Annotated in this window: 21 protein-coding genes and 1 riboswitch; of the genes, 14 read left to right on the forward strand and 7 right to left on the reverse strand. The window is 74.6% G+C overall.

Translation table 11 applies throughout. The annotated features are described in order from the left end of the window. Nucleotides 1-2: 2 nt before the first annotated feature. From P2424_RS08505 to P2424_RS08550, 10 genes are all read left to right on the forward strand, one after another. Nucleotides 3-755, forward strand: a complete 753-nt coding sequence (locus tag P2424_RS08505) for a DUF969 domain-containing protein (RefSeq protein WP_276475170.1) — start codon at nucleotides 3-5, stop codon at nucleotides 753-755. Next, nucleotides 752-1,720, forward strand: a complete 969-nt coding sequence (locus P2424_RS08510; RefSeq protein WP_276475171.1) for a DUF979 domain-containing protein — start codon at nucleotides 752-754, stop codon at nucleotides 1,718-1,720. The genes P2424_RS08505 and P2424_RS08510 overlap by 4 nt, the downstream gene beginning before the upstream one ends. Before the next feature lie 51 nt (nucleotides 1,721-1,771). Then, nucleotides 1,772-2,434, forward strand: a complete 663-nt coding sequence (pcp, locus tag P2424_RS08515; RefSeq protein WP_276475172.1) for a pyroglutamyl-peptidase I — start codon at nucleotides 1,772-1,774, stop codon at nucleotides 2,432-2,434. After that, complete coding sequence (locus P2424_RS08520; RefSeq protein WP_276475173.1) at nucleotides 2,431-3,531, forward strand: DUF2891 family protein; 1,101 nt, start codon at nucleotides 2,431-2,433, stop codon at nucleotides 3,529-3,531. Before pcp ends, P2424_RS08520 begins: the two co-directional genes overlap by 4 nt. Before the next feature lie 270 nt (nucleotides 3,532-3,801). Further along, nucleotides 3,802-3,897: riboswitch (cobalamin riboswitch) on the forward strand. A gap of 203 nt (nucleotides 3,898-4,100) precedes the next feature. Next, nucleotides 4,101-5,423, forward strand: coding sequence for a prenyltransferase/squalene oxidase repeat-containing protein (locus P2424_RS08525; protein WP_276475174.1), 1,323 nt, complete (start codon nucleotides 4,101-4,103; stop codon nucleotides 5,421-5,423). Nucleotides 5,424-5,713: 290 nt separating this feature from the next. After that, a complete protein-coding gene (locus P2424_RS08530; protein ID WP_276475175.1) occupies nucleotides 5,714-6,370 on the forward strand; it encodes an SCO2322 family protein in 657 nt (218 codons plus the stop codon). Between the two features lie 3 nt (nucleotides 6,371-6,373). Next, the gene (locus P2424_RS08535) at nucleotides 6,374-7,852 is read left to right on the forward strand and encodes an energy-coupling factor transporter transmembrane component T (RefSeq protein ID WP_346660071.1); all 1,479 of its coding nucleotides are present in this window, start codon (nucleotides 6,374-6,376) and stop codon (nucleotides 7,850-7,852) included. After that, the gene (locus tag P2424_RS08540; RefSeq protein WP_276475176.1) at nucleotides 7,849-9,591 is read left to right on the forward strand and encodes an ABC transporter ATP-binding protein; all 1,743 of its coding nucleotides are present in this window, start codon (nucleotides 7,849-7,851) and stop codon (nucleotides 9,589-9,591) included. The genes P2424_RS08535 and P2424_RS08540 overlap by 4 nt, the downstream gene beginning before the upstream one ends. Nucleotides 9,592-9,680: 89 nt before the next feature. After that, nucleotides 9,681-10,559, forward strand: a complete 879-nt coding sequence (locus P2424_RS08545; RefSeq protein ID WP_276478883.1) for an ECF transporter S component — start codon at nucleotides 9,681-9,683, stop codon at nucleotides 10,557-10,559. Between the two features lie 484 nt (nucleotides 10,560-11,043). Next, on the forward strand, nucleotides 11,044-11,637 hold the full coding sequence (locus P2424_RS08550; protein WP_276475177.1) for a TetR/AcrR family transcriptional regulator: 594 nt from the start codon (nucleotides 11,044-11,046) through the stop codon (nucleotides 11,635-11,637). 60 nt (nucleotides 11,638-11,697) lie between these two features. Here the strand turns inward: P2424_RS08550 and P2424_RS08555 are convergent, their stop codons facing one another. Continuing rightward, nucleotides 11,698-12,573 (reverse strand): AraC family transcriptional regulator, encoded by an 876-nt coding sequence (locus P2424_RS08555; protein ID WP_276475178.1) that lies wholly within the window; start codon nucleotides 12,571-12,573, stop codon nucleotides 11,698-11,700. 137 nt (nucleotides 12,574-12,710) lie between these two features. On the opposite strand from P2424_RS08555, the gene P2424_RS08560 reads away from it, so the two are divergent. Beyond that, nucleotides 12,711-13,121 (forward strand): DUF2000 domain-containing protein, encoded by a 411-nt coding sequence (locus P2424_RS08560; RefSeq protein WP_276475179.1) that lies wholly within the window; start codon nucleotides 12,711-12,713, stop codon nucleotides 13,119-13,121. On the opposite strand, the gene P2424_RS08565 is transcribed toward P2424_RS08560, so the two are convergent. Then, complete coding sequence (locus P2424_RS08565) at nucleotides 13,042-15,165, reverse strand: bifunctional glycosyltransferase 87/phosphatase PAP2 family protein (RefSeq protein WP_276478884.1); 2,124 nt, start codon at nucleotides 15,163-15,165, stop codon at nucleotides 13,042-13,044. The two genes, P2424_RS08560 and P2424_RS08565, sit on opposite strands and share 80 nt — an antisense overlap. Before the next feature lie 555 nt (nucleotides 15,166-15,720). Next, a complete protein-coding gene (locus tag P2424_RS08570) occupies nucleotides 15,721-16,740 on the reverse strand; it encodes a helix-turn-helix transcriptional regulator (protein WP_276475180.1) in 1,020 nt (339 codons plus the stop codon). A gap of 85 nt (nucleotides 16,741-16,825) precedes the next feature. Here P2424_RS08570 and P2424_RS08575 point away from each other — a divergent pair, with 85 nt between their 5' ends. Together P2424_RS08575 and P2424_RS08580 are read left to right on the forward strand one after the other, a co-directional pair. After that, complete coding sequence (locus P2424_RS08575) at nucleotides 16,826-17,122, forward strand: hypothetical protein (RefSeq protein ID WP_276475181.1); 297 nt, start codon at nucleotides 16,826-16,828, stop codon at nucleotides 17,120-17,122. A gap of 373 nt (nucleotides 17,123-17,495) precedes the next feature. After that, complete coding sequence (locus P2424_RS08580; RefSeq protein ID WP_276475182.1) at nucleotides 17,496-17,858, forward strand: antibiotic biosynthesis monooxygenase; 363 nt, start codon at nucleotides 17,496-17,498, stop codon at nucleotides 17,856-17,858. Nucleotide 17,859: 1 nt separating this feature from the next. Here the strand turns inward: P2424_RS08580 and P2424_RS08585 are convergent, their stop codons facing one another. From P2424_RS08585 to P2424_RS08600, 4 genes are all read right to left on the reverse strand, one after another. After that, a complete protein-coding gene (locus P2424_RS08585; RefSeq protein WP_276475183.1) occupies nucleotides 17,860-18,519 on the reverse strand; it encodes an HAD-IA family hydrolase in 660 nt (219 codons plus the stop codon). 180 nt (nucleotides 18,520-18,699) lie between these two features. Continuing rightward, a complete protein-coding gene (locus tag P2424_RS08590; protein WP_276475184.1) occupies nucleotides 18,700-19,905 on the reverse strand; it encodes a peptidoglycan-binding protein in 1,206 nt (401 codons plus the stop codon). A 125-nt stretch (nucleotides 19,906-20,030) separates the two neighbouring features. Further along, nucleotides 20,031-22,019 carry an MDR family MFS transporter gene (locus tag P2424_RS08595; protein ID WP_276475185.1) on the reverse strand — a complete coding sequence of 663 codons (1,989 nt, stop codon included), beginning with the start codon at nucleotides 22,017-22,019 and terminating at the stop codon, nucleotides 20,031-20,033. 78 nt (nucleotides 22,020-22,097) lie between these two features. Beyond that, nucleotides 22,098-22,682 carry a TMEM165/GDT1 family protein gene (locus P2424_RS08600; RefSeq protein ID WP_276475186.1) on the reverse strand — a complete coding sequence of 195 codons (585 nt, stop codon included), beginning with the start codon at nucleotides 22,680-22,682 and terminating at the stop codon, nucleotides 22,098-22,100. Nucleotides 22,683-23,166: 484 nt separating this feature from the next. Here P2424_RS08600 and P2424_RS08605 point away from each other — a divergent pair, with 484 nt between their 5' ends. Next, nucleotides 23,167-23,847 (forward strand): HNH endonuclease family protein, encoded by a 681-nt coding sequence (locus tag P2424_RS08605; protein ID WP_276475187.1) that lies wholly within the window; start codon nucleotides 23,167-23,169, stop codon nucleotides 23,845-23,847. Nucleotides 23,848-23,931: the final 84 nt, after the last annotated feature.

Raw genomic sequence — 23,931 nt, forward strand, 5'->3', positions numbered from 1 at the left:
AGATGATCGTTCTCCTCGGCGTCCTCGTAGTGGTCCTCGGCTTCGCGACGCGCCGTAACCCCCTGCTCGTCGTCGGCGTGGCGGGGATCGTCACCGGACTGCTGGGCAAGCTCTCCCCCGTCGAGATCCTCCGGACCTTCGGCGAGAGCTTCGCGTCCAGCCGCTCGGTGACGATCTTCGCCATCACGCTGCCCGTCATCGGCCTGCTGGAGCGCAACGGCCTCCAGCAACAGGCCCGCACGCTCATCGGCAAACTCGGCACCAACCTCACGACAGGGCGCTTCCTGACCCTGTACCTGCTCCTGCGGCAGCTCACCGCCGCCGTCGGCCTGCAGACCATCGCAGGGCCCGCGCAGAGCGTCCGCCCCATGATCGCGCCGATGGCGGAAGCCGCCACCGAGCGCCGCAACGGCGGACGTCCGCTGCCCGAGAAGGTCCGCGAGAAGGTCCGCTCGCACTCCGCGGGCACCGACACCGTCGGCCTGTTCTTCGGCGAGGACTGCTTCCTGGCCATCGGCTCCATCCTGCTGATCACCGGCCTGGTCAACAGCACCTACGACACACATCTGGAACCGCTGCACCTCGCGCTGTGGGCGATACCCAGCGCCGCGTGCGCCTTCCTCATCCACGGCGGACGGCTGCTGCGGCTGGACCGCGCGCTGGAGCGTGACCTGGTCACCGCGAACGCACAACTGGCCGTCGAGCGGGCGGACGCGCAGGACGGCCGCAGCGAGGAAGACGGGGCTGCCAAGTGATCAAGTCCGAGTGGTTCTTCTGGCTCGTCGGAGCCGTCTTCCTCGCCATGGCGGCGCAGATGGTCTTCGACCGCAGCAACCCCAAGCGCCACGGCACCGCGGCCTTCTGGGGTCTGCTGGGCGCCTGCTTCTTCTACAGCACCTGGGTCAACGAGAAGTCACTGCCCGCCGAACCGCTGGGCGTGGCCGTACTCGTCCTCATCTGCCTGGGCGGATTCAACCTCACCGGCAAGGGCAGGCCCGACACCACCGACGAGGGCGAACGCGCCCGGCTGGCCGCCCGCTTCGGCAACAAGCTGTTCATCCCGGCACTGACCATTCCACTGGTCGCCATGGTGTGCGCCGTCCTCGCCGACAAGTGGCGGATCGGCGGCACCCCGCTGCTGGAAGAGGGCAGCGAGACCATCCTGGGCCTCGGCCTGGGCGCCGTCCTGGCACTGGGCGTGGGCATGTGGGTGCTGCGCGAACGCCGGCCGAGCGTGCCGCTGCACGCCGGCCGCGGACTGCTGGAGTCGATGGGCTGGGCCCTGCTGCTGCCGCAGTTGCTCGCCGTGCTGGGCGCGATCTTCCAGGCCGCGGGCGTCGGCGACCAGGTCGGCAAGATCACCGAGTCGGTGCTGCCGGACGGACAGAAGCTGGCCGCCGTCGCGCTGTACTGCGTGGGCATGGCGGTCTTCACCATGATCATGGGCAACGCCTTCGCGGCCTTCCCCGTCATGACCGCCGCCGTCGGCTGGCCGGTGCTGATCGAGCAGATGGACGGCAATCCGGCCGCCGTGCTCGCCGTCGGCATGCTCGCCGGGTTCTGCGGCACGCTGTGCACCCCGATGGCGGCCAACTTCAACCTCGTCCCGGCCGCGCTCCTCGAACTCAAGGACCAGTACGGGCCGATCAAGGCCCAGGTGCCGACCGCCGGGGCGATGCTCGCCTGCAACATCCTGATCATCTATCTCTTCGCGTTCTAGGCGCCGGGGGCCCACGGCCCCCGAGCCCGAGCGCTGAGCGGAGCTGAGCACATGTCTTCCACCAGAGTCCTGGTCACCGGATTCGCGCCGTTCGACGGCGCGGAGGTCAACCCCTCCTGGCAGGCGGCCCGGCTGCTGGCCGCCGACCCACCGGACGGACTCGAGGTCACCGCCACCGAACTGAGCTGCGTCTTCGGCACCGCGCTGGAGGAACTGCGCGCCGCGGTGGACGCCGCGGGGCCCGGCCTGGGACTGGTGCTCTGCCTCGGCCAGGCCGGCGGGCGCACCGACCTCACCGTCGAACGCGTCGCCGTGAACGTGGACGACGCGCGCATCCCCGACAACGCCGGCCGGCAGCCCGTGGACGAACCCGTCATACCCGGCGGCCCCGCCGGATACTTCAGCACCCTGCCGATCAAGGCGTGCGTGGCCGCAGCGCGGGCCGCCGGGGTTCCGGCGTCGGTCTCCCAGACCGCCGGAACCTTCGTCTGCAACCACGTCTTCTACGGCCTCGCGCACCTGCTCGCGACCGAACACCCGGACGTGCGGGGCGGTTTCGTGCACCTGCCGTTCTCACCGCAGCAGGTGGCGGGCCGCCACCCGGCCCCGCCCTCGCTCTCCGTGGCCGACGCCGTGACCGGACTGGCCGCGCTGCTCCAGGCGGCCGCCCGCACCACCACCGACCTGCGCGAACCGGGAGGGGCCACACATTGAGCACGGCACCGGATGCGGCGGACCCGGCACTGTCCGAGCACGCGGCGGCGTTCGCCGAGGTGGCACTGGCCAACATCACCCGCGAGTACCCGAACGCGCCCGCGCACCTGCTCGCCGGGCCCGAGGAACTCCTCCCGCCCCGACTGCTCCATCCCGCCTTCTACGGCGCCTACGACTGGCACTCCTCGGTCCATATGCACTGGCTGCTGCTGCGGCTGCTGCGGACACCGTGGCGCGGCGGCGACCACGAGCGGCGCGCGGCCCTGGTGCGCGCACTGGACGCGCATCTGACCCCCGACGCGCTCGCGGTGGAGGCGGCCTATCTGCGCGCCCACCCGTCCTTCGAGCGGCCCTACGGCTGGGCGTGGTTGCTGGCGCTCACGAGTGAGAGCGGCGTGGACGTTCCGGAGCGCCCGGCCGCAGGAGGAGCAACACCCCCGGACGAGAGCGGTGCTCCGGCGGCGCGGCGGCGGTGGCGGGCAGCGCTGGCCCCCGCCGCGGAGACCGTCGCCGACCTGGTCCTGGGGTGGCTGCCGAAGGCGACCCGGCCGGTACGGCACGGCACCCACACCAACAGCGCGTTCGCGCTGGGCCTCCTGCTCGACAGCGCCGCACGCGCCGGACAGCCGCAGCTTCTGGCGCCCGTCGAGGCGAAGATCCGCGCGTGGTATCTCCCCGACCACGGGGCCGCCACCCGATGGGAGCCCTCCGGACAGGACTTCCTCTCCCCGCTGCTCTGCGAGGCGGACGCGGTGCGACGCGTGCTGCCGCAGGACGAGTTCGCCGAGTGGCTGGGACGCTTCCTGCCCGAACTGGACCACGCCACCGGGCCGGAGTTCCTGCCCCCTCCGCACGTGCCGGACGCCGCCGACCCGCAACTCGGGCATCTGCTCGGGCTCTGCCTCAGCAGGGCCGCCGCACTGCGCGGCATCACCGCCGCCCTCCCGCACGGCGATCCGCGGACGGCGACACTCGGCGCCGCGGCCGAGGCCAACCTTGCCGCGGGTCTCCCGGCGGTCGTATCCGGCGACTTCACCACGGACCACTGGCTCGCCACGTTCGCCGCGCCGGCCCTGGGCAGCGGGATCGCCGACTGACGACCGGCGCACTCACGGCCGGTTCCCCCACGGCCGTGAGGCCCCGTGCCCCGGGTTCCCCGCGGTCGCCGTCACCGGTGCCCCCGCGCCGCGGCACCGTCCGCCCCGGCATCCCCGGTCACCCGGACCGCCCGGCCGGGCCGCGAGCCGCCACCGCACGCCCGCGGACCGGCCCTCCACCTGGCCGCACACCGGCGGAGCGGGCCGACCCGACAGCCGCGCGGGCCGCCCGGCTACAGTGGCCGACAGCCAGACAACGCCTCCGCCCGGGGGAAGCCGGTGCGAATCCGGCGCTGACCCGCAACCGTGAGCGGTCCGCCACACCGTCGCGTACGTCGGACACAGATCGCCTCCCGCGATCCGGCCGGTGTCCGCCACGCGGCACGGCCGACCGCGAGCCGGAGCGCCCGTGCGGAGGCGGGCTCCTGTGGCCGCCCAGGCCACCGGCCCGTCGAGGTATACGGAGCCGAGCCCGGTGCACCGTGGTGCGGGCCGCGCAGTCGCGCGCCCGCCCGGCGGGGCGGCCGTGCCCGGCTGCGGTCCGCTCCCGTCATCGAAAGGCATCCGCAATGTCACCGCGCCGCCGCCGCGCCACGGTCCTCGCCGCCGCCACCGTGCTGAGCGCGGCCGCCGCACCCGTGGCATCCGCCGCCGCACCGGCCACGTCCGTCGCGGCTTCCCCGGCCCGGGCCACGGCGTCCGAGCTGCCGGACGGGCTCTACGGAACGGCAGATCCCAAGTACAACGGAGTGTGGCGGCAGTCGATGGCGCTGCTCGCGCTGGACGGCGCGGAGGCCGTCCCCGCGCGGAAGGCCGTGGACTGGCTCACCGGCCAGCAGTGCGCCGACGGCTCGTTCGCCGCGTACCGCGCCGAACCCGGCAAGAAGTGCGCTCCGGACGACACTCCGGCGGACGTCAACGCGACCGCGCTGGCCGTCCAGGCGCTCGCCGCCGTGGGCGGCCGGAGCGACGCGGTGCGCGAGGGGCTGGAGTGGCTGGTCTCCGTCCAGAACAAGGACGGCGGCTGGGGCTTCGCGCCACAGGCCGACTCGGACGCCAATTCCACCTCGCTGGTCATCGGCGCGCTGCACGCCACGGGCCGGAACCCCGCCAAGACCACGGCCGAGGGCGGCGGCTCGCCGTACGACGCGCTGCTGTCCTTCCAGCTCACCTGCGGCTCGAAGGGAATCGAGGACGCCCCGGGCGCACAGGGCGCGTTCACCTACAAGCCGGACAAGAAGGGCAGGCTCGCGCCGAACAACGACGCCACGGCGGCCGCCGTCCTGGCCGCGCTGGGCGAGGACGCGCTGCCCGAGCCGCCGGCCGAGAACGCCAAGAACACCCCGGTCACACCGCTGAAGTGCGCTTCGAGCGCGGACCAGGAGAGCGGAGAGGGCGTCCCGGGCGGCCGCAAGGCGGCCGCGGGCGCGGGTGCCGCCCACCTGGCGGCGACGCTGAAGAAGAACGGCGGTCACTTCACCTCGGTGGCGCCGGGCTCCTCGGACGAGCGGCCCGACTACGCGAACACCGCGGACGCCGTCGTCGCGCTGGCCGCGGGCGGGCACCGGGACGCGGCCGCCGCCTCGCTGTCCTGGCTGGCCGACAACCTCGACAAGTGGGACAAGGCGCGGAAGGACCCGGCCGCCATCAGTTCCCTGATGCTGGCCTCCCGTGCCACGGGCGGCGATCCCACCCAGCTCGGCGGCACCGATCTCCTCTCCCGCCTCAACCGCACCGGCCCGAAGCCCGCCAAGATGCCCGAGGACGAAGCCGCCGAGCAGAAGGACTCCGGCGCCACCATCCCCATCTGGGCCTTCGTCCTGATCGGCCTCGCCGTCGGCGCCGGATTCGGCATCCTGCTCAGCGGCCGCCGCAAGAGGCAGCAGTCGTGAGGGCCCGGTTCCCCGCCGGGAGGGGCGGACTCGGCACGGTCGGCCTGGGCGGTCCGCGCCGTAGGTCCGGCGCTCGGCACGGGACCCGCACGCACCACGGGACGGCCACGGCCCGCGGAACGGCCACGGCCCGCGGAACGGCGGCGGACCTCCGGACGGCCACGGGTGGGCCTGCGGCGGCGCGGAGCCGGGCACCGCGGTGGGGGGCGACCGCGGCGGCCGCGCTCGCCGGCCTCGCGGCGCTCGCGGGTCTCCTCCTGCTTCCGGCCCCGCAGGCGCACGCCTCGACCGTGCGGCAGCCCGCCGCCGAGTCGAGCGGCTACCGGTACTGGTCGTTCTGGCAGCGGCAGGAGGGCGGCTCCTGGTCGTACGCCACCGAGGGACCGGCCACCCGACGCCCCGAGGACGGAGACGTCCTGGGCTTCCGGTTCGCACTGAGCGAGGACTCCGACCAGGCCGACAAGCCGCGCGGAGCCGGGAGTTTCGCCGCCGCCTGCGAGGGGACGAAGGCCGCGAAGGACAGCAAGCGGGTGGCCGTGCGGATCGACTTCGGGACCCGCGCCGACGCGCCCGGCGGCGAGTCCGGGGACCCGCCCGCCGCCCGTACCGGCTGCGCCCGGATACCGGAGAACGGCACCGCGGCGGACGCCCTCGCCAAGGTGGCGTCCCCGCTGCGCTACAACTCCGACGCCCTGCTGTGCGCCATCGACGGCTACCCCGCGACGGGATGCGGTGAACAGGCGAAAGGCAGCGGCGGCAGCGGCAGGAGCGAGGACGGTGACGGCGGCGGCACGGCGGACACCGGGGGCCGGAGCGGCGCGGACGGCGAGGACGACGGCGGCCGGGGGGAGGGCGCGTCGACCGCGGCGGGCGTCGCAGCCGGGGCGGCGGCCGTGGCGATCCTCGGCGCCGCGGCACTGTGGCAGGCCCGCCGCCGGAAGCGCTAGCCGATGCCCCGCTCCACATCCAGAGCAGCGCTCTCCCGGGCGGCGCCGTCCTCCCGGCGGACGGCGGGCTCCGGAGCGCGCTCCGGAGTGACGAAGCCCCGGGCAGAGCGCGGGGCGAGCACCGGAGCGGTCATCCGCCCTCCTCTGCGAGCGCCGCTCTCCACCCGTAGCACCGCCCTGCACCCGGGGGCGTGGTGGCTCTGGGCCCTGGGCCTGGCCACCGCCGCCTCCCGCACCAGCAACCCCCTTCTCCTCGGACTGCTGATGGCGGTGGCGGGCTACGTCGTCGCGGCCCGCCGCTCCGACGCGCCCTGGGCCCGCTCCTACACCGCGTTCCTGAAGCTGGGCCTGCTGGTCCTCGCCATCCGCCTCGTCTTCGCCTTCCTCCTCGGCTCGCCCATCCCCGGCAGCCATGTACTCGTCGCACTCCCGGAGGTGCCGCTGCCCGACTGGGCCCGCGGGGTGCGGATCGGCGGACGGGTCACGGCGGAGGGCATGGTCTTCGCGCTGTACGACGGGCTCAAGCTGGCGACGCTCCTGGTCTGCGTCGGCGCCGCGAACGCGCTCGCCAACCCGGCGCGGCTGCTGAAATCCCTGCCCGGCGCCCTCTACGAGGCGGGAGTCGCGGTGGTGGTGGCGATGACCTTCGCCCCGCACCTGGTGGCCGACGTACGGCGGCTGCGCGCGGCACGGCGGCTGCGGGGGCGGGACGACCGCGGGCTGCGGGCGGTGGCGCAGGTCGCGCTGCCGGTCCTGGAGGGCGCATTGGAGCGCTCGGTCGCGCTCGCGGCGGCGATGGACGCCCGGGGCTACGGCCGGACGGCACGCGTTCCGGCCGCCGTGCGCCGCACCACCACGGCGCTGACGCTCGGCGGGCTGCTCGGCGTGTGCGCGGGTACCTACGGTCTGCTGGCGGCCGCGGGCGCCGGGTTCGGGCTGCCGCTCCTGCTGGCCGGCGTGGTCCTGGCGCTGGCCGGGCTGCGGCTCGGCGGCAGGCGGGCCGCCCGCACCCGGTACCGCCCCGACCGCTGGGGAGTCCGGGCGTGGCTGGTCTCGGCGTCCGGCGCCGCCGTGGCCGCGCTGCTGACCGCGGCGGCCGGTGCGCTGCCCGACCCGATGAACCCGCCGGCCGTCCCGCTGGCCGCACCCCCGTTTCCGCTCTGGCCCGCCGCCGCCGTCCTGCTCGGCCTGCTGCCGGGCTTCCTCGCACCCGCCCCGGCCCTCCCCGGGAACCGGGGGAACCCGCCCGGTGACCACCCCGGGGGTGGCCGCGACCAAGGCAAGGACCGCACCGGCACCGGCAGCGGCAGCGGCAGCGGCAGCACCGGCGACAGCAGCGACGCCCGTACGGACCGCACAGACAGCGGCAGCAGGCGCGACCCGCATCCACGGGAGGCGGGAGCGTACCCGCGGACGACGCCAGGGGCCCGGATCCCGCGGGCGCTGCGGGACCGGCAGCACGACGAGGAGAACACTCGGTGATCACCTTCGAGCAGGTCAGCGTCGTCCACGACGGTGCGGAGGGCCCCGCCTTCCCGGTGGTGGACGCCCACATACCCGAGGGCGAGCTGTGTCTGCTCGTCGGCCCCAGCGGAGCGGGCAAGTCCACCCTGCTGGGCACCGTCGCGGGCCTGGTCCCGCACTTCACCGGCGGCACCCTGCGGGGCCGGGTGACCGTGGCGGGCCGCGACACCCGGAGCCACAAGCCGCGCGAACTCGCGGACGTCGTGGGCACGGTCGGCCAGGACCCGCCGGCCCACTTCGTCACCGACACGGTCGAGGACGAACTGGCCTACGGCATGGAGTCCCTGGGGCTGCCGCCGGGGACCATGCGCCGCCGCGTGGAGGAGACCCTCGACCTGCTCGGCCTCAACGAGCTGCGGGACCGCCCGATCGCCTCCCTCTCCGGTGGCCAGCAACAGCGCGTGGCCATCGGCTCGGTCCTCACCCCGCATCCCCGGGTGCTCGTCCTCGACGAACCCACCTCGGCGCTGGACCCGCCCGCCGCCGAGGAGGTCCTGGCCGTGCTGCAACGACTCGTCCACGACCTGGGCACCACCGTGCTGATGGCCGAGCACCGGCTGGAGCGCGTGGTGCAGTACGCGGACCGGGTGCTGCTGCTGGCGCCGGACGGCGAACGGGGCGGGGCCGCGGAACCGGCAGGCGCGGACGCCCCAGGCTCCGGAACCTCCATTCCCGGCACCTCCGGCACCGCCGACTCCGCTCCGGCACCGCCGGGCAGCGGCGCGGACCCGCGGGGTACGGCCCGCATCGGCGATCCGGCCACCCTGCTGGCGGTGTCCCCGGTGCGGCCCCCGGTGGTGGAGCTGGGCGAACTCGCGGGCTGGGACCCGCTTCCGCTGTCGGTACGGGACGCCCGCCGCCGCGCGGACGCGCTGCGCCGGCGCCTGGCGGACCGGCCCGCGCCCGCTGCCGCGCCCGCGGTGGCGGACTCCCCGGTGACCGAGGTGCGGCCGGTCGCCGAGGTCTCCCGGCTCGGCCTGGTCCGCGACCGCGTCACCGCGCTGCACGAGGTCTCCCTCACGCTGCACGCCGGGTGCACCACGGCACTGATGGGACGCAACGGCGCGGGCAAGTCGACCCTGTTGAACACACTGGTGGGAATGCACCGGCCCACCTCCGGCCAGGTCTCCGTCGGCGGCCGGAGCCCGCACCGTACGCGGCCGGCCGAACTGCTGCGGCACGTCGGCCTCGTCCCGCAGGAGCCGCGCGATCTGCTCTACGCGGAGACCGTCGCCCGCGAGTGCCGTACCGCCGACGCCGACGCGGACGCCGCGCCCGGCACCTGCCGGGCGCTGGTCTCCCGGCTGCTGCCCGGGGTACCGGACAGCACCCACCCCCGTGATCTGTCCGAGGGGCAGCGGCTGGCCCTGGCGCTGTCGATCGTGCTGACGGCCCGGCCGCCGCTGCTGCTGCTGGACGAACCGACCCGGGGGCTGGACTACGCGGCCAAGTCCCGGCTGGTGGTGCTGCTGCGCGAGCTGGCGGCGCAGGGCCATGCGATCGTGCTCGCCACCCACGACGTCGAGCTGGTGGCGGAGCTGGCGCACCGCGTCGTCATTCTCGCGCAGGGCGAGACCGTGGCGGACGGGCCCACCGAGGAGGTCATCACCTCCTCACCGGCCTACGCCCCGCAGGTCTCCAAGATCCTCGCCCCACAGCCCTGGCTGACGGTCGGCCAGGTACGGGAGGCGCTGTGAGCGGCCGTACCCCGGCGCCGGGCACCGGCCGTGCCCGGCGCGAGGACCGGGCCGGGCGCGAGGACCGGGCCGGACGCCCCGGCCGGGCCGTGCGCGCGGTGCGACTGGGCCCGCGGTCGGTGACCGCACTCGTGCTCACCAGCGCCACCGGTGTGGCGGCCTTTACCTGGCCCCTGCTGGCCGACCGGGCGTCCGGGCTGGCGCACTCACGGGACGCCCCCTGGCTGTTCGCGGCGCTGCTCCCGCTGCTGCTGGCGGTCGCCGTGGCGACCGTCTCCGAGACCGGGCTGGACGCCAAGGCCGTGGCGATGCTGGGCGTGCTGGCGGCGGCCGGTGCCGCGCTGCGGCCGCTGGGGGCGGGCACGGCGGGCCTGGAGCCGATGTTCTTCCTGATGGTGCTCTCCGGCCGGGTGCTGGGGCCGGGCTTCGGGTTCGTGCTGGGTGCCGTCTCGATGTTCGCCGGGGCGCTGCTGACGGGCGGGGTGGGCCCCTGGATGCCCTTCCAGATGCTCACGATGGGCTGGGTCTCCATGGGCGCCGGGCTGCTGCCCGGCCCGGCGACGCTGCGGGGCGGCCGGGAGCGGGTTCTGCTCGCGGGCTACGGAGCAGTGTCGGCACTGCTCTACGGGTTGATCATGAACCTGCAGGGCTGGCCCTACATCGCGGGCCTCGGCTCGGGCATCTCGTTCGTGCCCGGTGACCCCCTGCCGGAGAACCTTGCCCGGTACGGGGCCTACGTGCTGGCCACCTCGCTCGGCTGGGACGTGCCCCGGGCGCTGCTGACCGTGATGCTCACCCTGACCCTGGGCGGCACCGTGCTGCGGGCGCTGCGCCGGGCCACCCGGCGTGCCGCCTTCGACGCGGCACCGGTGTTCGCGGAGCCGGGTCCGGAGCCGGACCCGGGCGAGCGGAGGGGCGGCGCGGCCTCCGCGCCGCCGCCGGGTTCCGGGGGATCATCGGCGGAGTGAGGTCCCGTGTTCCCGCCCGACCCCGACGGGCAGGAACACGGGTCTCAGGGCGAGCCCGCGGTCTGCGGAGGCTCGCGGCTCTGCTCCCGGCGTCCGGCCCGCGACCGCGGTCCGGGACGTCCGGTGCGGTCGGCGAGGGAGCGCCGGAACCGGTTTCCGTGCCGGGAGGGGTGCGCGCGGGCGCGGCCCGCGCGCAGGGCGGCCCCGCAGCGCGCCGCTTCCCGGCCGGCGCCTTGGCGGCGGGCTGCGCAGGGCACTCGGCCCGGTCGGCGGCACCGTGGTGTCCGTGCCGACGACGACCGGGACCGCATCCGGTCCGGTCCCCGCCGGCTCACCCGAGCGCGCCGCGTACCGCGGCGGGTGCTCGACCACGCTCGGGTCCCCCGTTTCTCCCCGTTGCCGGTCGGAGAACGCTCGTTCTCCGACCGGGCAAGACAGTATCGTAGAGAACGGCGGTTCTCAAGACGTGGGGAGAACGGGGAGTATGGACAGCGACGCCACGACCGAGGCGCGCATCCTCAGCGCGGCGGATGCGCTCTTCTACGCGCACGGCGTGCAGACCGTGGGCATGGACCGCGTCCGGGACGCCAGCGGTGTCTCGCTGAAGAAGATCTACAAGTGCTTCCCGTCCAAGGGCGCCCTGGTGGAGGCGTATCTGCGCCGCCGGGACAGGTGGGCCAGGAACGCGCTGGAGGAGCGGGTCTCCCGGCACACCGACCCGGAGGAGCGGGTACTGGCGGTCTTCGACTGGCTCTACGACTGGGTGGACGGGCCGGACTTCCACGGCTGCGCGTTCATCAACGCCTTCGGCGAACTGGGCGCCGACTCCCAAGGCGTGGTCGACGCGGTGCGCGAGCACAAGGGCGCCGTCCGCGGCTACCTGCGGGGCCTGGCGCACGAGACCGGAGCGGCGGAACCGGAGTGGCTCGCCTCGCAGTTGGCCGTGCTGCTGGACGGCGCGATGAGCAACGCCTCCATCACCGACTCCCCGGCCCCGGCACAGCACGCGCGCTCCGCCGCGGAGACCCTGCTGCGGATGGCGGCCACCCCGGCACCCGCGGCGGACCCGGCCCGGTAGCCGGCCGCGCAGCGGTTTCCCCGCGGCCTCCGGAGCGGCCGCGAGAAGCTGCGGGCCCGGCTACCGCCGAGCGGCCCCCGGCACACTCCCGGCCCGCGCGTAGACGCCCGGAGTGACGCCGTAGCAGCGGACGAACCAGCGGTGCAGATGCGCCTGGTCCGCGAACCCGCAGACCGCGGCGGCCTCGGCAGCGGTGGCACCCTCCGAGAGCATCCGGCGAGCGCCCCGGAGCCGCAGTTGCCGCTGGAAGTCGCTGGGCGGCATCCCCGACTCCGCCCGGAAGGCCCGGTAGAGGGCGAACCTGCTGCAACCGGCCGACCGCGCCAGCAGCTCCGCCGGAACCTCCCGGTCCCAGCGCTCCGCCAGCAGCTCCCGGGCGCGGCGCACCGCCGCCGAACCGACCCGCGGGACGGCCGTACGAGCCGGGGTGCGCGCACTGCGGCGCACCATCGCGACCACCGTCTCGGTGAGCCGCTCCTCGCGCACCAGCGCGCTCGCGGCGGGTCCGCCCGCCAGGGCGGCGTGCAGCCGCAGCAGCGCCGTCCGCAGTACCCGGTCGGTGCGCACCGGCTCCGGGAACAGCGGCATCGGAGCGTCCCGGCCGACGGCGTCGGTGAGGACGGAGCGCACCAGATCGGGCCCCAGGTGGACGATGCGGTAGGTGAAGCCGGCCGGTGCCGCCGACTCGCCGTCGTGCGGATCGTCGGGATTGAAGGCCATCACCATGCCCTCGCCACTGGTGTGGTCCCCGCCGCGACAGCGGAACCGCTGGGCTCCGGTCTCGGTCACCGCGAAGGAGTACGCGTCGTGGCTGTGCCGGTGGAAGACATGGCCGGTGAAGTGGGCCCGCATGGCCTCCAGCGGCTGGTCCGGCGCCCGCCAGTAGCGCACCCAGTCGCCGGGCGCCGCACCCGCGGGCCCGAAACCCTCACCCATACCGCGGCCCTCCTGTACATCCCGTCTCGCGGCACGTTCCCCCAGGTCACAGTCTGCCAGTCCGGCTGCCGGGCCGTCGCGCCGCCGCCGCACCCGCGTTCAAGACGGCCGGGACCGGACGCACCCAGAGTGGGCGCATGCGTTTCGACACCAAGGCCGCCGTGCTGGTCCGCCCGGACCTCGCGGACTGGCAGAAGCTCAACGTGACCGCCTTCCTGGCCAGCGGGATCGCCCGCGTCTCCGACGAGATGACCGGCGAGCCCTACGAGGACGGCTCCGGCAACCGCTACCTGCCGCTGCTCCGCCAGCCCGTGCTGTGCTTCGCCGCCGACCGGGAAGGGCTCGCCGCGGCCCACCGGCGCGCGCTCTCCCGCGGGCTGGCGATCGCCGTCTACACCGACGAGATGTTCGCCACCGGCAACGACGCGGACAACCGCGCGGCTGTGCGGGCCGTCGAGGCGGAGAAGCTCAGTCTCGCCGGGCTGGCACTCCACGGTCCGCGGAACTCGGTGGACCGGGCGGTGAAGGGGCTGAAGCTGCACCGCTGACCGCGTCCGGGCCGTCCGGCAGGGCTCCGGGGCCGCTCCGTGTGCCGGGCGGCCCGTCGCCCCGGCCGCCCTCGGCAGTGCCCCGGCCGGGGTCGTCGGCGCACGCGCCGGCGGCCCGGTCCCCGGTCGGCTTCCCCGCGCCCCGCATCCGGGCGAGCCGGCGCTGGCCGTAGAAGCCCGCCGCCACCACGGCGACCCCGCCCACCGCGTCGAGCAGATAGTGGTTGGCGGTCGCCATCACCACGAAGGTGGTCAGCAGCGGATAGAGCGCGCCCAGCGCCGGCAGCCAGCGGTTCCGGGTGAGCAGGAAGACGACGATCGCACACCACAGCGACCAGCCCACGTGCAGCGAGGGCATCGCCGCGTACTGGTTGGAGAGCTGGGTGAGCGCGCCGAAGTCCGGGTCGGACAGATCCTGCGGGCCGTGCGCCGTGTCGATGTAGCCCAGCCCCGGCATCAGCCGCGGCGGTGCCAGCGGGTACAGCCAGAAGCCCGCCAGCCCCAGCAGGGTGGCGAAGCTCAGCGCCGTACGCGCCGCGCGGTACTGCGGCACGCGGCGCACGTACAGAAAGCCCAGCAGGACGATCGGCACCAGGAAGTGGAACGTCGTGTAATAGGTGTCCCCGGCCTCCCGCAGCCATTCCGTGCGCGCGGCCAGCTTGTTGAGGCCGTGCTCGACATCGAGGTGCAGGAACCGCTCGGCGGTCAGGATCTGGTGGCCGTGCCCCTCGGCGAGGGAACGCGAGTCGGGCGCGTGTCCGCGCACATAGGAGTAGGCCCAGTAGCCGACCCGGATGAGCAGCAGCTCCAGCATCAGGTTGGGGCGGCTGAGCGGGCCCGAGGGCTGCGGCGCGGCCCAGGCCGGGGCCTCCCGCAGCAGGAACGGCACGACGCAGGAGGCCAGCAGGGCCGCCAGCAGCACCGCGTTCTCGCCGAGCATGCCGAAGGCAGCGATCTTGGGGACGAGCGCGCTGCCGTCCAGCGTCATCACCATCACCACGAAGACCGGCCACACCAGCCGGTCCCCGGTGCGCCGGCCGACGCGCCCCACGATCGCCAGCAGCACCCACAGCTGCTGGTGCTGCCAGGCGGTCGGGGAGGCGGCCACGGCGGCGCAGCCCACCACAGCGGCGGCGAGCAGGAGCTGCCCGTCCCGCGCGTACCGCACCGCCCGGCGCAGCGCCAGCCATCCGACGGCGGGTACCAGCACCGCCAGCAGCGCCACCTCCGGCGCCCCGTGCACTCCGGCGCGCAGCAGCGCCCCGTGCAGCGACTGGTTGGCGGTCGCGTCCGCCGCGTCGCCCAAGCCGACCCCCGCGACATGGTGTACCCAGTAGGTCCAGGAGTCGTCCGGCATGGCGGCCCAGGCGGCCAGGGTGCAGATCACGAAGGTCCCGGCGGCCGAGACGGCGGCCCTGCGTCGCCCGGTGAGCCACAGCAGCGGGACGAAGAGCAGGGTGGCGGGCTGCAGCGCACCGGCCACCCCGATCAGTACACCCTGCGCCTTCCCGGCGAGCGCCACCGCAGCCTGCCCGCGGGGGCCGGCGAACGGCCCGCCCACCGCGCCGCGCTGCTCCCGATGCCGGTCCGCGCCGCCCGCCAGCCAGCCGACCAGCACCAGCAGCACCGGAAGGATGCTGGTCTGCCCGAGGTGGAAGGTGTTGCGCACCGGGATGGAGAGCACCAGCAGACTCAGTGCGGCCGGGAGCGCGAAGAGCGCGGTGCGCCGCGCGACCGGTCCGGGCAGTGCCCGGACCGCCACGGCGCCGACGGCAGCGACCAGCAGCAGCGTGCCGAACGTCCAGACCACGCCGAGCCCCTGCTCGGCGGCCCGGGTGAGCGGCTTGAGCGCCAGACCCGCGAACGGCGTCCCGGTGAACGCCGCGTCCCCGTCGTAGAGCGAACCGTGCACCCGCAGCACACCGTTGTCGCCGGTCCAGGCGAACAGGTCGACGAGGCGTTCGTCCCGGGGAAGCCGCAGCACGGCGGCCGCCTGCCGGACGGCCAGCGCCAGCGCCAGCAGCCACAGCCCCGCCAGCAGCATCCCCGCGCGGGATCCCAGCCGCCCCCACGGCCCGGGAAGTCTCCGCAACGGCCCGCCCCCGGGCAGGTGCCGTTCGCCGCCCCGGTCCGGCCCCTCGCCGTTCGCCACCGTTTCCGCCGCCACGCCCCGCCGTCTCCGTCCTGTCCGCCGGTGTTCCGTCCGCGTTCCCCCGCGGACACCCGGATCCGCTCCACCCCCCGAGGGCGAGCCCTCAGGTTCAGACGCGAGAAACCTACTCGCTACCTGACATCTCCGCGCGCCCGGCCGCATGGACGGGAGGAGCCGTCCCGGGGACCGGCAGGCGCGCGGGGCGTCCGCACCGGGCCAGTCCGCGCAGGGGACGGCGCGTCGTTGCGGGGTCGGGCACCGGGGCGCGGCCGCCCCGGGCGCCGGGCCGGGCCCCGGGCGGCGAGCCGGCACGAGGCGGTGCGGCAGGATGGGCCCATGAGCATCGGCAGGATCAAAAACGCTGTCACGCTACGCACATGAGCAGTCTCCCGGGCCACACTCCAGGTCCAGGGCAGGCACGGCGGCCGGGCCGACCGGCAGGAACCGTCAGCAGCGAGCCTCTGCCTTGACCAGAGCGTCGCGGTGCTCCTTCGTCCACGGCGCCCTTTGCTGGTCGGCAGGCAGGCCCGCCAGTCCGGCCCTTATGTGGTCGGCAGCGTCCACGTACGCCTTCAGGCCCAGGTTCGCCAGGCCCAGGTTCAGCCGCTGGAAGTTCGGAGTCAGCCAGTACGCCGTACCCGGCGGCTGGTCCTGGGCGGCGTCGGACAGGCCCATGGCTTCGTCCAGGAGCCGCCGCGCGGCGTCCGTCTGACCCAACTCACCCAGGCCCTGGGCCACTTGGGCGGCGTCCCCCATGCGCTGGGGAGCGCTGGCGCCCGGCGTGTAGTACGCGGCGGAGAACCAGCGAACCATGCCACGGGGGTTGCCTTGCTGACGCGCGATGTACCCCCGGAAGTTCAGGGCCTGGGCCGCCAGCGCACCGGAGCCCACTTCGTCGGCAAGGGCCTCCGCTTCGGTTAGCCGCTTCACGGCCTTCGCGTCCTGGCGCGTGGAGGCGTACAGCCACCCCGTGAACTGGACCGACTCCGCAGCGACTTCGGCCAGAGCGGCACGGTACGGGCCCCGGGACTCCTTCAACAGGCCCAGAAGCGTGGCCGTCTGGGCCTCCACGGGCCCGATGAGCGGGGAGGGGCCCAGGGTGTCGTCAAGCCTTCGCTGGACCGCCAGGACGTCCCCAAGGGCCTCCACGGCCCTGCCGTCGATGCGGGTCGGGTGAGCGATGGCGTGCGCGACGCGCTCCCCGCTGTCCTCCGCCAGACTGGCGGCCAGGCTCACCAGTTCCCCGCCAGCATCCAGGAGCCTGTCCAGGGCCTCTGCCAGTTGTGGCGACGGGAGTTGCTTCCCGGCCAGGACACGCGACAGGTACGCATGGTCGTAGACCAGCTCCCGGGCGGCTGCGCGAATCGACATGCCCCGAGCCTTCAGCGCGGCACGCACGGTCTGACCGAAATCCCCGCCCGTCATGGTGACAGGGTACCCAGTCACCGCGCAATCACCATCTGTCATCAGCGAAAAAGGGGAGGCTGGCTCACGTAGGCGCCCCGGCGACGCGGCGAACGTCCCGGGGCCGGCCGACTGCGAAGGAGTCGACATGAGCACACTACGGCGCCTGCCCTGGGACGGGCCCGAGGGCAAGCCCGCGTACGTACCCGAGGGCGGGCACGGGGAGATCACCCGACTTGCCGACGCGACGGAGGCCAAGATCCTGACCATGGCCCGCGTGGACGTGCAGCGCGCCCGTTCCCTGGCCGAGGACGACAGTGTCAGTCCAGCGGAATTGCGCCTGGCCGTGTGGTATCTGGCCAGTGCCGTGGAGGAGGCCGCCAGGGTTGCCGACCTTCGCGGAGAGCGGCTGCCGGGCCTGGACAGCGAAGGGGCGATCCGATGACGTACCCGCTGGAGACCCAGGCGTACCCGCCGTGCGAGTGTCCCCGCTGCCGACCGGCCCGGGAACGTGAGGCCCGGGGGGAGGCGGGCCTGGCCGGACTGACCGGCCGGGCGGACGGTGACGCGGACACCCCCCGGCGGACACCTCCGGCCGGTAGGCGGTCAGCGCGGACAGCGACAGAAGCCCCAGCGGCCTGACAGACAGGCGTCACCGGGGCTTCGTCGTGAACGGACATGCGGCGGGCAGGCTCCGGACAGGCCCCTTGCGGGGCGGGGCGTCGTTGCGGGACCGGGCACCGGGGCGCGGCGGCCCCGGGCGCCGGGCCGGGCCCCGGGCGGCGAGCCGACACGAGGCGGTGCGGCAGGATGGGCCCATGAGCATCGTCAAGATCAACGCGCTGACCGTACCGGCCGACCAGCGGGAGGTGCTGGAGCAGCGGTTCGCCGCGCGCAAGGGCTTCGTGGAGGGCGCGGACGGATTCGAGTGGTTCGAGCTGCTGCGCCCGTTGGAGGGAAGCGACCGCTACCTCGTCTACACCCGGTGGCGGGACGAGGAGTCCTTCCAGGCGTGGATGAACGGTCCCATGAAGGAGGCCCACCAGCGGGCGAAGGGTGACGACGGCGGCGCGGAGGGCCCGGGGTCCGGCGACGGGGGCGCCGAGCGGCCGAAGCCCGCGGCGACCGGCTCGGAGACCTGGTCCTTCGAGGTCGTGCAGCAGGCGCCGCCGAAGAAGTGACTCAGCCCTCGAAGGTGAGGCGCACCCGCCCGTCCTGAAGGCGGGTGGCGCGCACCTGGTCCAGGTCGGCGACGTGCACCGTGGGGCCGTGCTCGGCGGCGCGCGGGCCGACGCCGACGACCGGCATCCCGGCGGCCAGGCCCGCGGCGACGCCCGCGCCCGAGTCCTCGAAGGCGACGCATTCGTGCGGCGGGAAGCCCAGTTCGGCGGCGCCCTTGAGGAAGCCCTCGGGGTCGGGCTTGCCGGCGCCGACGTCGGTGGCGGTGACCCGGACCGCGGGCATGGCCAGCCCGGCGGCCGCCATCCGGGCCGCGGCCAGCTCGGCCGTCGCGGAGGTCACCAGGGCGTGCGGCAGGCCCCGGAGCGCCGCCAGGAAGGCGGGGGCGCCGGGTACGGGGACGATCCCCTCGGTGTCGGCGGTCTCCCGGGCCAGCAGGACGCGGTTCTCCGCGCGGTTCTGCTCCATGGGGCGGTCCGGCAGCAGGGTGGCCATCGTCAGGTGGCCCTGGCGGCCGTGCGCGACGGACATGACGTGGTCGGGGTCGAGTCCCTGTTCGGCGGCCCAGCCGCGCCAGACCCGGGTGACGACGGCGTCGGAGTCGACGAGCGTGCCGTCCATGTCGAGCAGCAGCGCGCGGACGGTGAGCTGTGGTGCGGGCATGCGAAAGGCTCCCGGGATCGCGGTCGGCGCGCAGGGCTCGCGCATGGACGGGAAGGACAGATGGCCCGCCCGCCGGTCAGGGACGCCCCTTCCGTCAGGTGAGGGGCACGGGCGGAACCATTTGTTTCCTCATCATACAAAGCGGGGGCGGTCCCGGGCCAGCCCGGACGCGGCCCCGGCTCACCCCGACGTCCGGGCCTCCAGATGGCGGCGGGTCGCGGGACCGTACACACCAGGGGTGTCGTCCCACAGCCGGTAGTGCGCCTGGTACCGGAAGACGGCCTCCTGGACGCGCGAGGAATAGACGCCGTCCTCCTCGGCCCGCAGGTCGTAGTAGCCGGCCTGCTTCAGCCTGCGCTGGAGCTCGACGACCGCGACGCCGGAGTCGCCGGGGCGCAGCGTCTTCCCCGAGGGGCGCTCCGGATGCTCCGGGCGCGGACGTACCCGCTCCCGTCCCCCGGACCGGCCCGGGGGCTCCGACGCCTCTTCCCGGCCGCCCCCGGAGGGCGACGGGCTCGCCGTGTGCTTGCCGCTGTCACGGTCGGCGCGCGGGGTCGCCGGGGCGCTCGACCGGGAAGGAGCCGGCTCGGGGCGTTCGCGCTGCGGCGTCGTCGGGGTCGCGGACGGGGTGACGGAGCGCGGGCCCTCGTCGGGCGCTCCGGTCGGCATGTGGCGCAGCGCGCGGCCGTCCGCGGCACGGCTGCCGTCGTCGGTCAGCAACTGGGTGGTCAGCAGACCGCCACCGAGCACGGCGGCCACCCCGACCCCGGCGAACACCGCGGTGCTGGGTCTGCGACGCTCGGCCATCCGGCGGTGCCGTACGGAAGCCGTCCCCCCGGCCGCGGGGCGCTCCGCGCGGCCGAGGCCCGTGGCGTCGGGCCCCCGGCCGTCCGGTCCTGCGGGGTCCGGCCCCTTTCCGTCCGGTCCTGCTGCGTCCGGGAGCCCGGCCGTCTGCCGCGAATCCTCCCCCGCGTCCCGGGCTGCGGGCGGAGCGAGGCCGGGCAGCGGTACACGGGCGTCCGGCACCGGCGGCGGACCGGAGCTCTCCGGCGCATCGGCCGGAGCGCTCTCCCGGCCCTCGCCCGGTACTTCCTCACCCGAGGTCCGCACCGGGTCGTTCCCCAGCAGGCGCACATAGGGGCGGATGTGCAACGGGTCGGCGGACGCGGGCTCCCGGGCGGTGCCCGGGACCGGCTCCCGGGCCTCCGGGCCGCCGTCCTGCCCGGCTCCGCCGCCGCAGCCGGCCCGGTCGGCGGACGTGCACTCCGCCGCGCTCCGGCCGCACCCGGGACATCGTCCGTCCCCCGCCATCCCGCTCCCCTCCCCCGGCACCAGCACGCCGTCCGGTTCACGGCCGCCGTGCCCGAATCGCCAGTAACTGTCCAACGCTGGACGATACGCGGTCCGGGTCGGTCACGGTCAAGCACACAGGAAAAGCCGACAGTGCGGGAAAGGTCCCACGGCGGACGAGTCGGCCGATGTCGCGACGCGCGCGGTCACCCGGCCGGGCCTCACCCCGGCCGGGGCGGCTGCGACCGGCCGCTCTCCGCGGTCAGTTCGCGCACCAGTTCCGTCAGGTCCGTGGGGCGGTCGGGCGTCCACCAGTCCCCCAGCAGGTCGGCCAACTCCTGCTGACGGGCGTCCGCGAGGGCCCGTGCCGCCTGCTCGCCGCGCGGTGTGGCCACCAGCTCCAGGCCGGCCCGCGTCGCCAGCCCGCACCCCTCCAACTCCCGCGCCCCCTCGGCGACCACGTGCGGCGGCACCGCCCCGGAGTCCTCCAGCAGCGCGGGCTCGACGGGACCGTCGTAGTGGACGCGCAGCAGCATCCACACGGCGGCGGGAGCCAGATCGAGTCCGGCACTGCGGGCGATCTCCGCGTACAGGCCGCGCCGGCCCTCGATGGTGCTGAGCCGCGAGAGGGCGCGGGTGACCTCGTCCACCGAACTGCGCTCGACCGGGCAGGCGCCCAGCGTCTCGCTCTCGTCCGGCACCTGCACACTGCGGCGCAGCCGCTGCTGGCGCAGCAGCCAGGTCAGCGCGAACGCGAGCGCCGCCAGCGGCGCGGAGTAGAGGAACACATCCGTGATGGAGGCGGAGTAGGCGTCCAGCACCCCGCGCCGGGCGCCGGGCGACAACCGGCCGATCGACTGCGGGTCGCGCCGCAGGGTGTCGGGGCTGATCCCGGCGGGCAGGGCCCTGCCACGCAGCGCCGCGGAGAGCTCGCCGCCCAATCGGGAGGCGAACAGCGCGCCGAAGACCGCCACTCCGACGGCGGCGCCCACCGAGCGGAAGAAGGTGATGCCCGAGGTGGCCACGCCCAGGTCCGCGTACCCCACGGCGTTCTGCGCGACCAGTACCAGCACCTGGAGCACCAGGCCGAGGCCGAGGCCGAAGACGGCGAAGTAGCCGCCCATCTCCCACTGCGAGCTGTCCGGGGTCATCCGGTGCAGCAGGAGCAGCCCGACCGTGGTCACCGCGGTGCCCAGCACCGGGAAGACCTTCCAGTGCCCGGTGCGGGTGATCAGCTGCCCGGAGAGAGTGGAGGAGAACAGCAGCCCCAGCACCATGGGCAGCATGTGCACGCCCGACATGGTGGGCGTGATCCCGTGCACCACCTGGAGGAAGGTGGGCAGATAGGTCATCGCGCCGAACATGGCGAACCCGACGACGAAGCTGATCGCCGCACACAGGGTGAAGTTGCGCACGGTGAAGATGCCCGGCGGCAGGACCGGCTCCGCCGCCCTCCGCTCGACCGGCACGAAGCAGCCCAGCAGGAGCACCGCGAGCACCGCCAGCCCGTAGACCTGCCCGGAGTCCCACGGCCAGGTGGTGCCGCCCAGCGAGGTGACGAGCACGACGCAGGTGGCGGCGGACGCGATCAGGAAGGTGCCGAGGTAGTCGATCCGGTGCCGCTCGGAGCGCACCGGGATGTGCAGTGCGAGCGCGATGACCGCCATCGCGACGGCGCCGATCGGCAGGTTGACGTAGAAGACCCAGCGCCAGTCGAGGTGCTGGGTGAAGAAGCCGCCCAGCAGCGGTCCGAGCACGCTGGTGGCTCCGAACACCGCGCCGAACAGGCCCTGGTAGCGGCCCCGCTCCCGGGGCGGCACCAGATCGCCGACGATCGCCATGGACAGGGTGATCAGCCCCCCGCCGCCCAGGCCCTGCACCGCGCGGTAGCCGATGAGCTGCGGCATGTTCTGCGCCGCCCCGCACAGCGCGGAGCCCACCAGGAAGATCACGATCGCGGCCTGGAAGAGGCGCTTGCGCCCGTACTGGTCGCCGAGCTTGCCCCACAGCGGGGTGGCAGCCGTCACCGCCAGCAGATAGGCGGTCACCACCCAGGAGAGGTGGTCCATGCCGCCGAGGTCGCTGACGATGGTGGGCAGGGCCGTCGCCACGATCGTCTGGTCGAGGGCTGCCAGCAGCATCCCGAGCAGGAGCGCCCCGATCGGCAGCAGCACCCCGCGGGGCGCCGGTGCCGCGTGTTCCCCGCTCATACCCCCACGGTGCAGCGCCGGGGGGCGCGCAGCCCGCCGGCCGCCTCCGTTCGGGGGACGGCGCGGCGGGCGCTCCGGTCACGGAGCGAGCGCCTCGTAGAGGCTGAAGGCGGCCAGCGCCAGCATCAGCAGCGCCGCCACCCGGGTGATCAGCCGCAGCGGGACGTATTTCATCAGGGTGCGGCCGCCCAGGATGCCCAGCGCGGCCACGGCCCACAGGGCGAGGACGGCGCCCAGGCCCACCGAGAGGGGGTCGTCGTAGCGGGCGGCGAGGTTGGCGGTCATGATCTGGGTCAGATCGCCGAACTCGGCGACCAGGATCAGCGTGAAGCCGCTGCCGGCCACCTTCCAGAAGGACTGGTCGGCGGGCGTGCGGGCCTGCTCCTCCGCGTCGTCGTCCTTCTTGAACAGCAGCACCGCGGCGCCCAGCAGGAACAGCACGCCCACGATGCCCTGCACCAGCCGGTGCGGCAGCAGGGTGAGGACGCTGCCCGCCGCGACGGCGAGCGTGACGTGCACGAGGAAGGCGGCGGCGACGCCCGCGAAGACGTAGGAGGCGCGGTAGCGGGTGCCGAGCATCAGCCCGGCCAGGGCTGTCTTGTCCGGCAACTCGGCGAGGAAGACGACGCCGAAGACGACGGCGGCGACGGAGAGGCTGAGCACGGGATCCTCCGTGGTCGGGCTGCCGCACCGGCGCGAGCACACACTTCGGCACGGCAGCGTCATGGCTGTCCGTGCACGGGGCACGGGTGAGGACACTGCGGGCCGAAGGTCTCGCCGGCGTGACGTCCGCCACCTGTGGCGGACGTCACGCTCCGGGCGCCGGGTCCGCGCGCGGCGGGCCAGTATGTCGACGGTCCGGCGAAGAGCTACTCCCCTTCAGACGCCCACGACTCTACGCGATGCCCGCCCCCCGACGCGATCGTCGCTCCGCCGGCCTGCTCCGGCGGGACCGGGGCAGCGGCGGCCGCGGTGACCAACTCCCCTACGGCTTCCGTCGGATGGGTGTATCGCGGGTGGCCGGAGGCGGATTCCCGGGCAGGCTCTTGATGTGACGTGCACACGACCGCCAGGCTGTGTGCCGCACGGTCCGAAGCAACGACTCTCGCAGAACTGCTCGACTTCCCCCCACATCACGGGAGTTCGCATGACGCACACGCACCGGACGACCCCCGCCCGCTACGCGCGTCGACGCTGGACGGCGCTCCTGGCCGTCCTCGCCGCCGCCGTCAGCGGCCTGCTGGTGGCGCTCACCCTGGGCGCCTCTCCGGCCGCTGCCGAGCCCCCCGCACCACCGAGCGCAGCGGAGGCACGCACGATGCTCGACGGCCTGTCCGAACAGGCCGAGGGCTCGATGGACGGCTACTCGCGCGACAAGTTCCCGCACTGGAGCAGCCAGGGCGACAACTGCAACACCCGCGAGGCCGTCCTCGAGCGGGACGGCGAAGGGGTGGAGACCGGCGACGACTGCTACCCCACGCAGGGGAGCTGGACCAGCCCCTACGACGGCGAGACCTGGACCCAACCCTCCGACCTGGACATCGACCACGTCGTCCCGCTCGCCGAGGCGTGGCGCTCGGGTGCCTCCGGCTGGACCCAGGACAAGCGCGAGGAGCTGGCCAACAACCTGGAGATCGCCCAGCTGCTCGCGGTCACCGACAACGTCAACCAGGAGAAGGGCGACAAGGACCCCGCCGCGTGGATGCCGCCGTCCTCCGGCTACCACTGCACCTACGCGCGCATGTGGGTCTGGGTCAAGGACACCTACGGCATGACGGCCGACGCCGAGGAGAAGTCCGCCCTGGAGAAGGTGCTCACCGGCTGCTGAGCCGCGGGTCCCGGCCCCCGGCCGCCGCTTCCGGCGTCCGGGTGGGCCGGGAAGCCGCCAGAAACTGGTCGGACGACTCCCTCG

It is taken from the genome of Streptomyces sp. WMMB303, assembly GCF_029351045.1.
In the GTDB taxonomy this organism is placed as follows: domain Bacteria; phylum Actinomycetota; class Actinomycetes; order Streptomycetales; family Streptomycetaceae; genus Streptomyces.

Bases quoted from the DNA above. Each gene is read 5' to 3' on its own strand.
- P2424_RS08505 (WP_276475170.1), top strand. From the start codon at position 3: ATGATCGTTCTCCTCGGCGTCCTCGTAGTGGTCCTCGGCTTCGCGACG.
- pcp (WP_276475172.1), top strand. From the start codon at position 1,772: ATGTCTTCCACCAGAGTCCTGGTCACCGGATTCGCGCCGTTCGACGGC.
- P2424_RS08525 (WP_276475174.1), top strand. From the start codon at position 4,101: ATGTCACCGCGCCGCCGCCGCGCCACGGTCCTCGCCGCCGCCACCGTG.
- P2424_RS08535 (WP_346660071.1), top strand. From the start codon at position 6,374: ATGCCCCGCTCCACATCCAGAGCAGCGCTCTCCCGGGCGGCGCCGTCC.
- P2424_RS08550 (WP_276475177.1), top strand. From the start codon at position 11,044: ATGGACAGCGACGCCACGACCGAGGCGCGCATCCTCAGCGCGGCGGAT.
- P2424_RS08555 (WP_276475178.1), bottom strand. From the start codon at position 12,573: ATGGGTGAGGGTTTCGGGCCCGCGGGTGCGGCGCCCGGCGACTGGGTG.
- P2424_RS08560 (WP_276475179.1), top strand. From the start codon at position 12,711: ATGCGTTTCGACACCAAGGCCGCCGTGCTGGTCCGCCCGGACCTCGCG.
- P2424_RS08565 (WP_276478884.1), bottom strand. From the start codon at position 15,165: ATGCTGCTGGCGGGGCTGTGGCTGCTGGCGCTGGCGCTGGCCGTCCGG.
- P2424_RS08570 (WP_276475180.1), bottom strand. From the start codon at position 16,740: ATGACAGATGGTGATTGCGCGGTGACTGGGTACCCTGTCACCATGACG.
- P2424_RS08575 (WP_276475181.1), top strand. From the start codon at position 16,826: ATGAGCACACTACGGCGCCTGCCCTGGGACGGGCCCGAGGGCAAGCCC.
- P2424_RS08580 (WP_276475182.1), top strand. From the start codon at position 17,496: ATGAGCATCGTCAAGATCAACGCGCTGACCGTACCGGCCGACCAGCGG.
- P2424_RS08585 (WP_276475183.1), bottom strand. From the start codon at position 18,519: ATGCCCGCACCACAGCTCACCGTCCGCGCGCTGCTGCTCGACATGGAC.
- P2424_RS08595 (WP_276475185.1), bottom strand. From the start codon at position 22,019: ATGAGCGGGGAACACGCGGCACCGGCGCCCCGCGGGGTGCTGCTGCCG.
- P2424_RS08605 (WP_276475187.1), top strand. From the start codon at position 23,167: ATGACGCACACGCACCGGACGACCCCCGCCCGCTACGCGCGTCGACGC.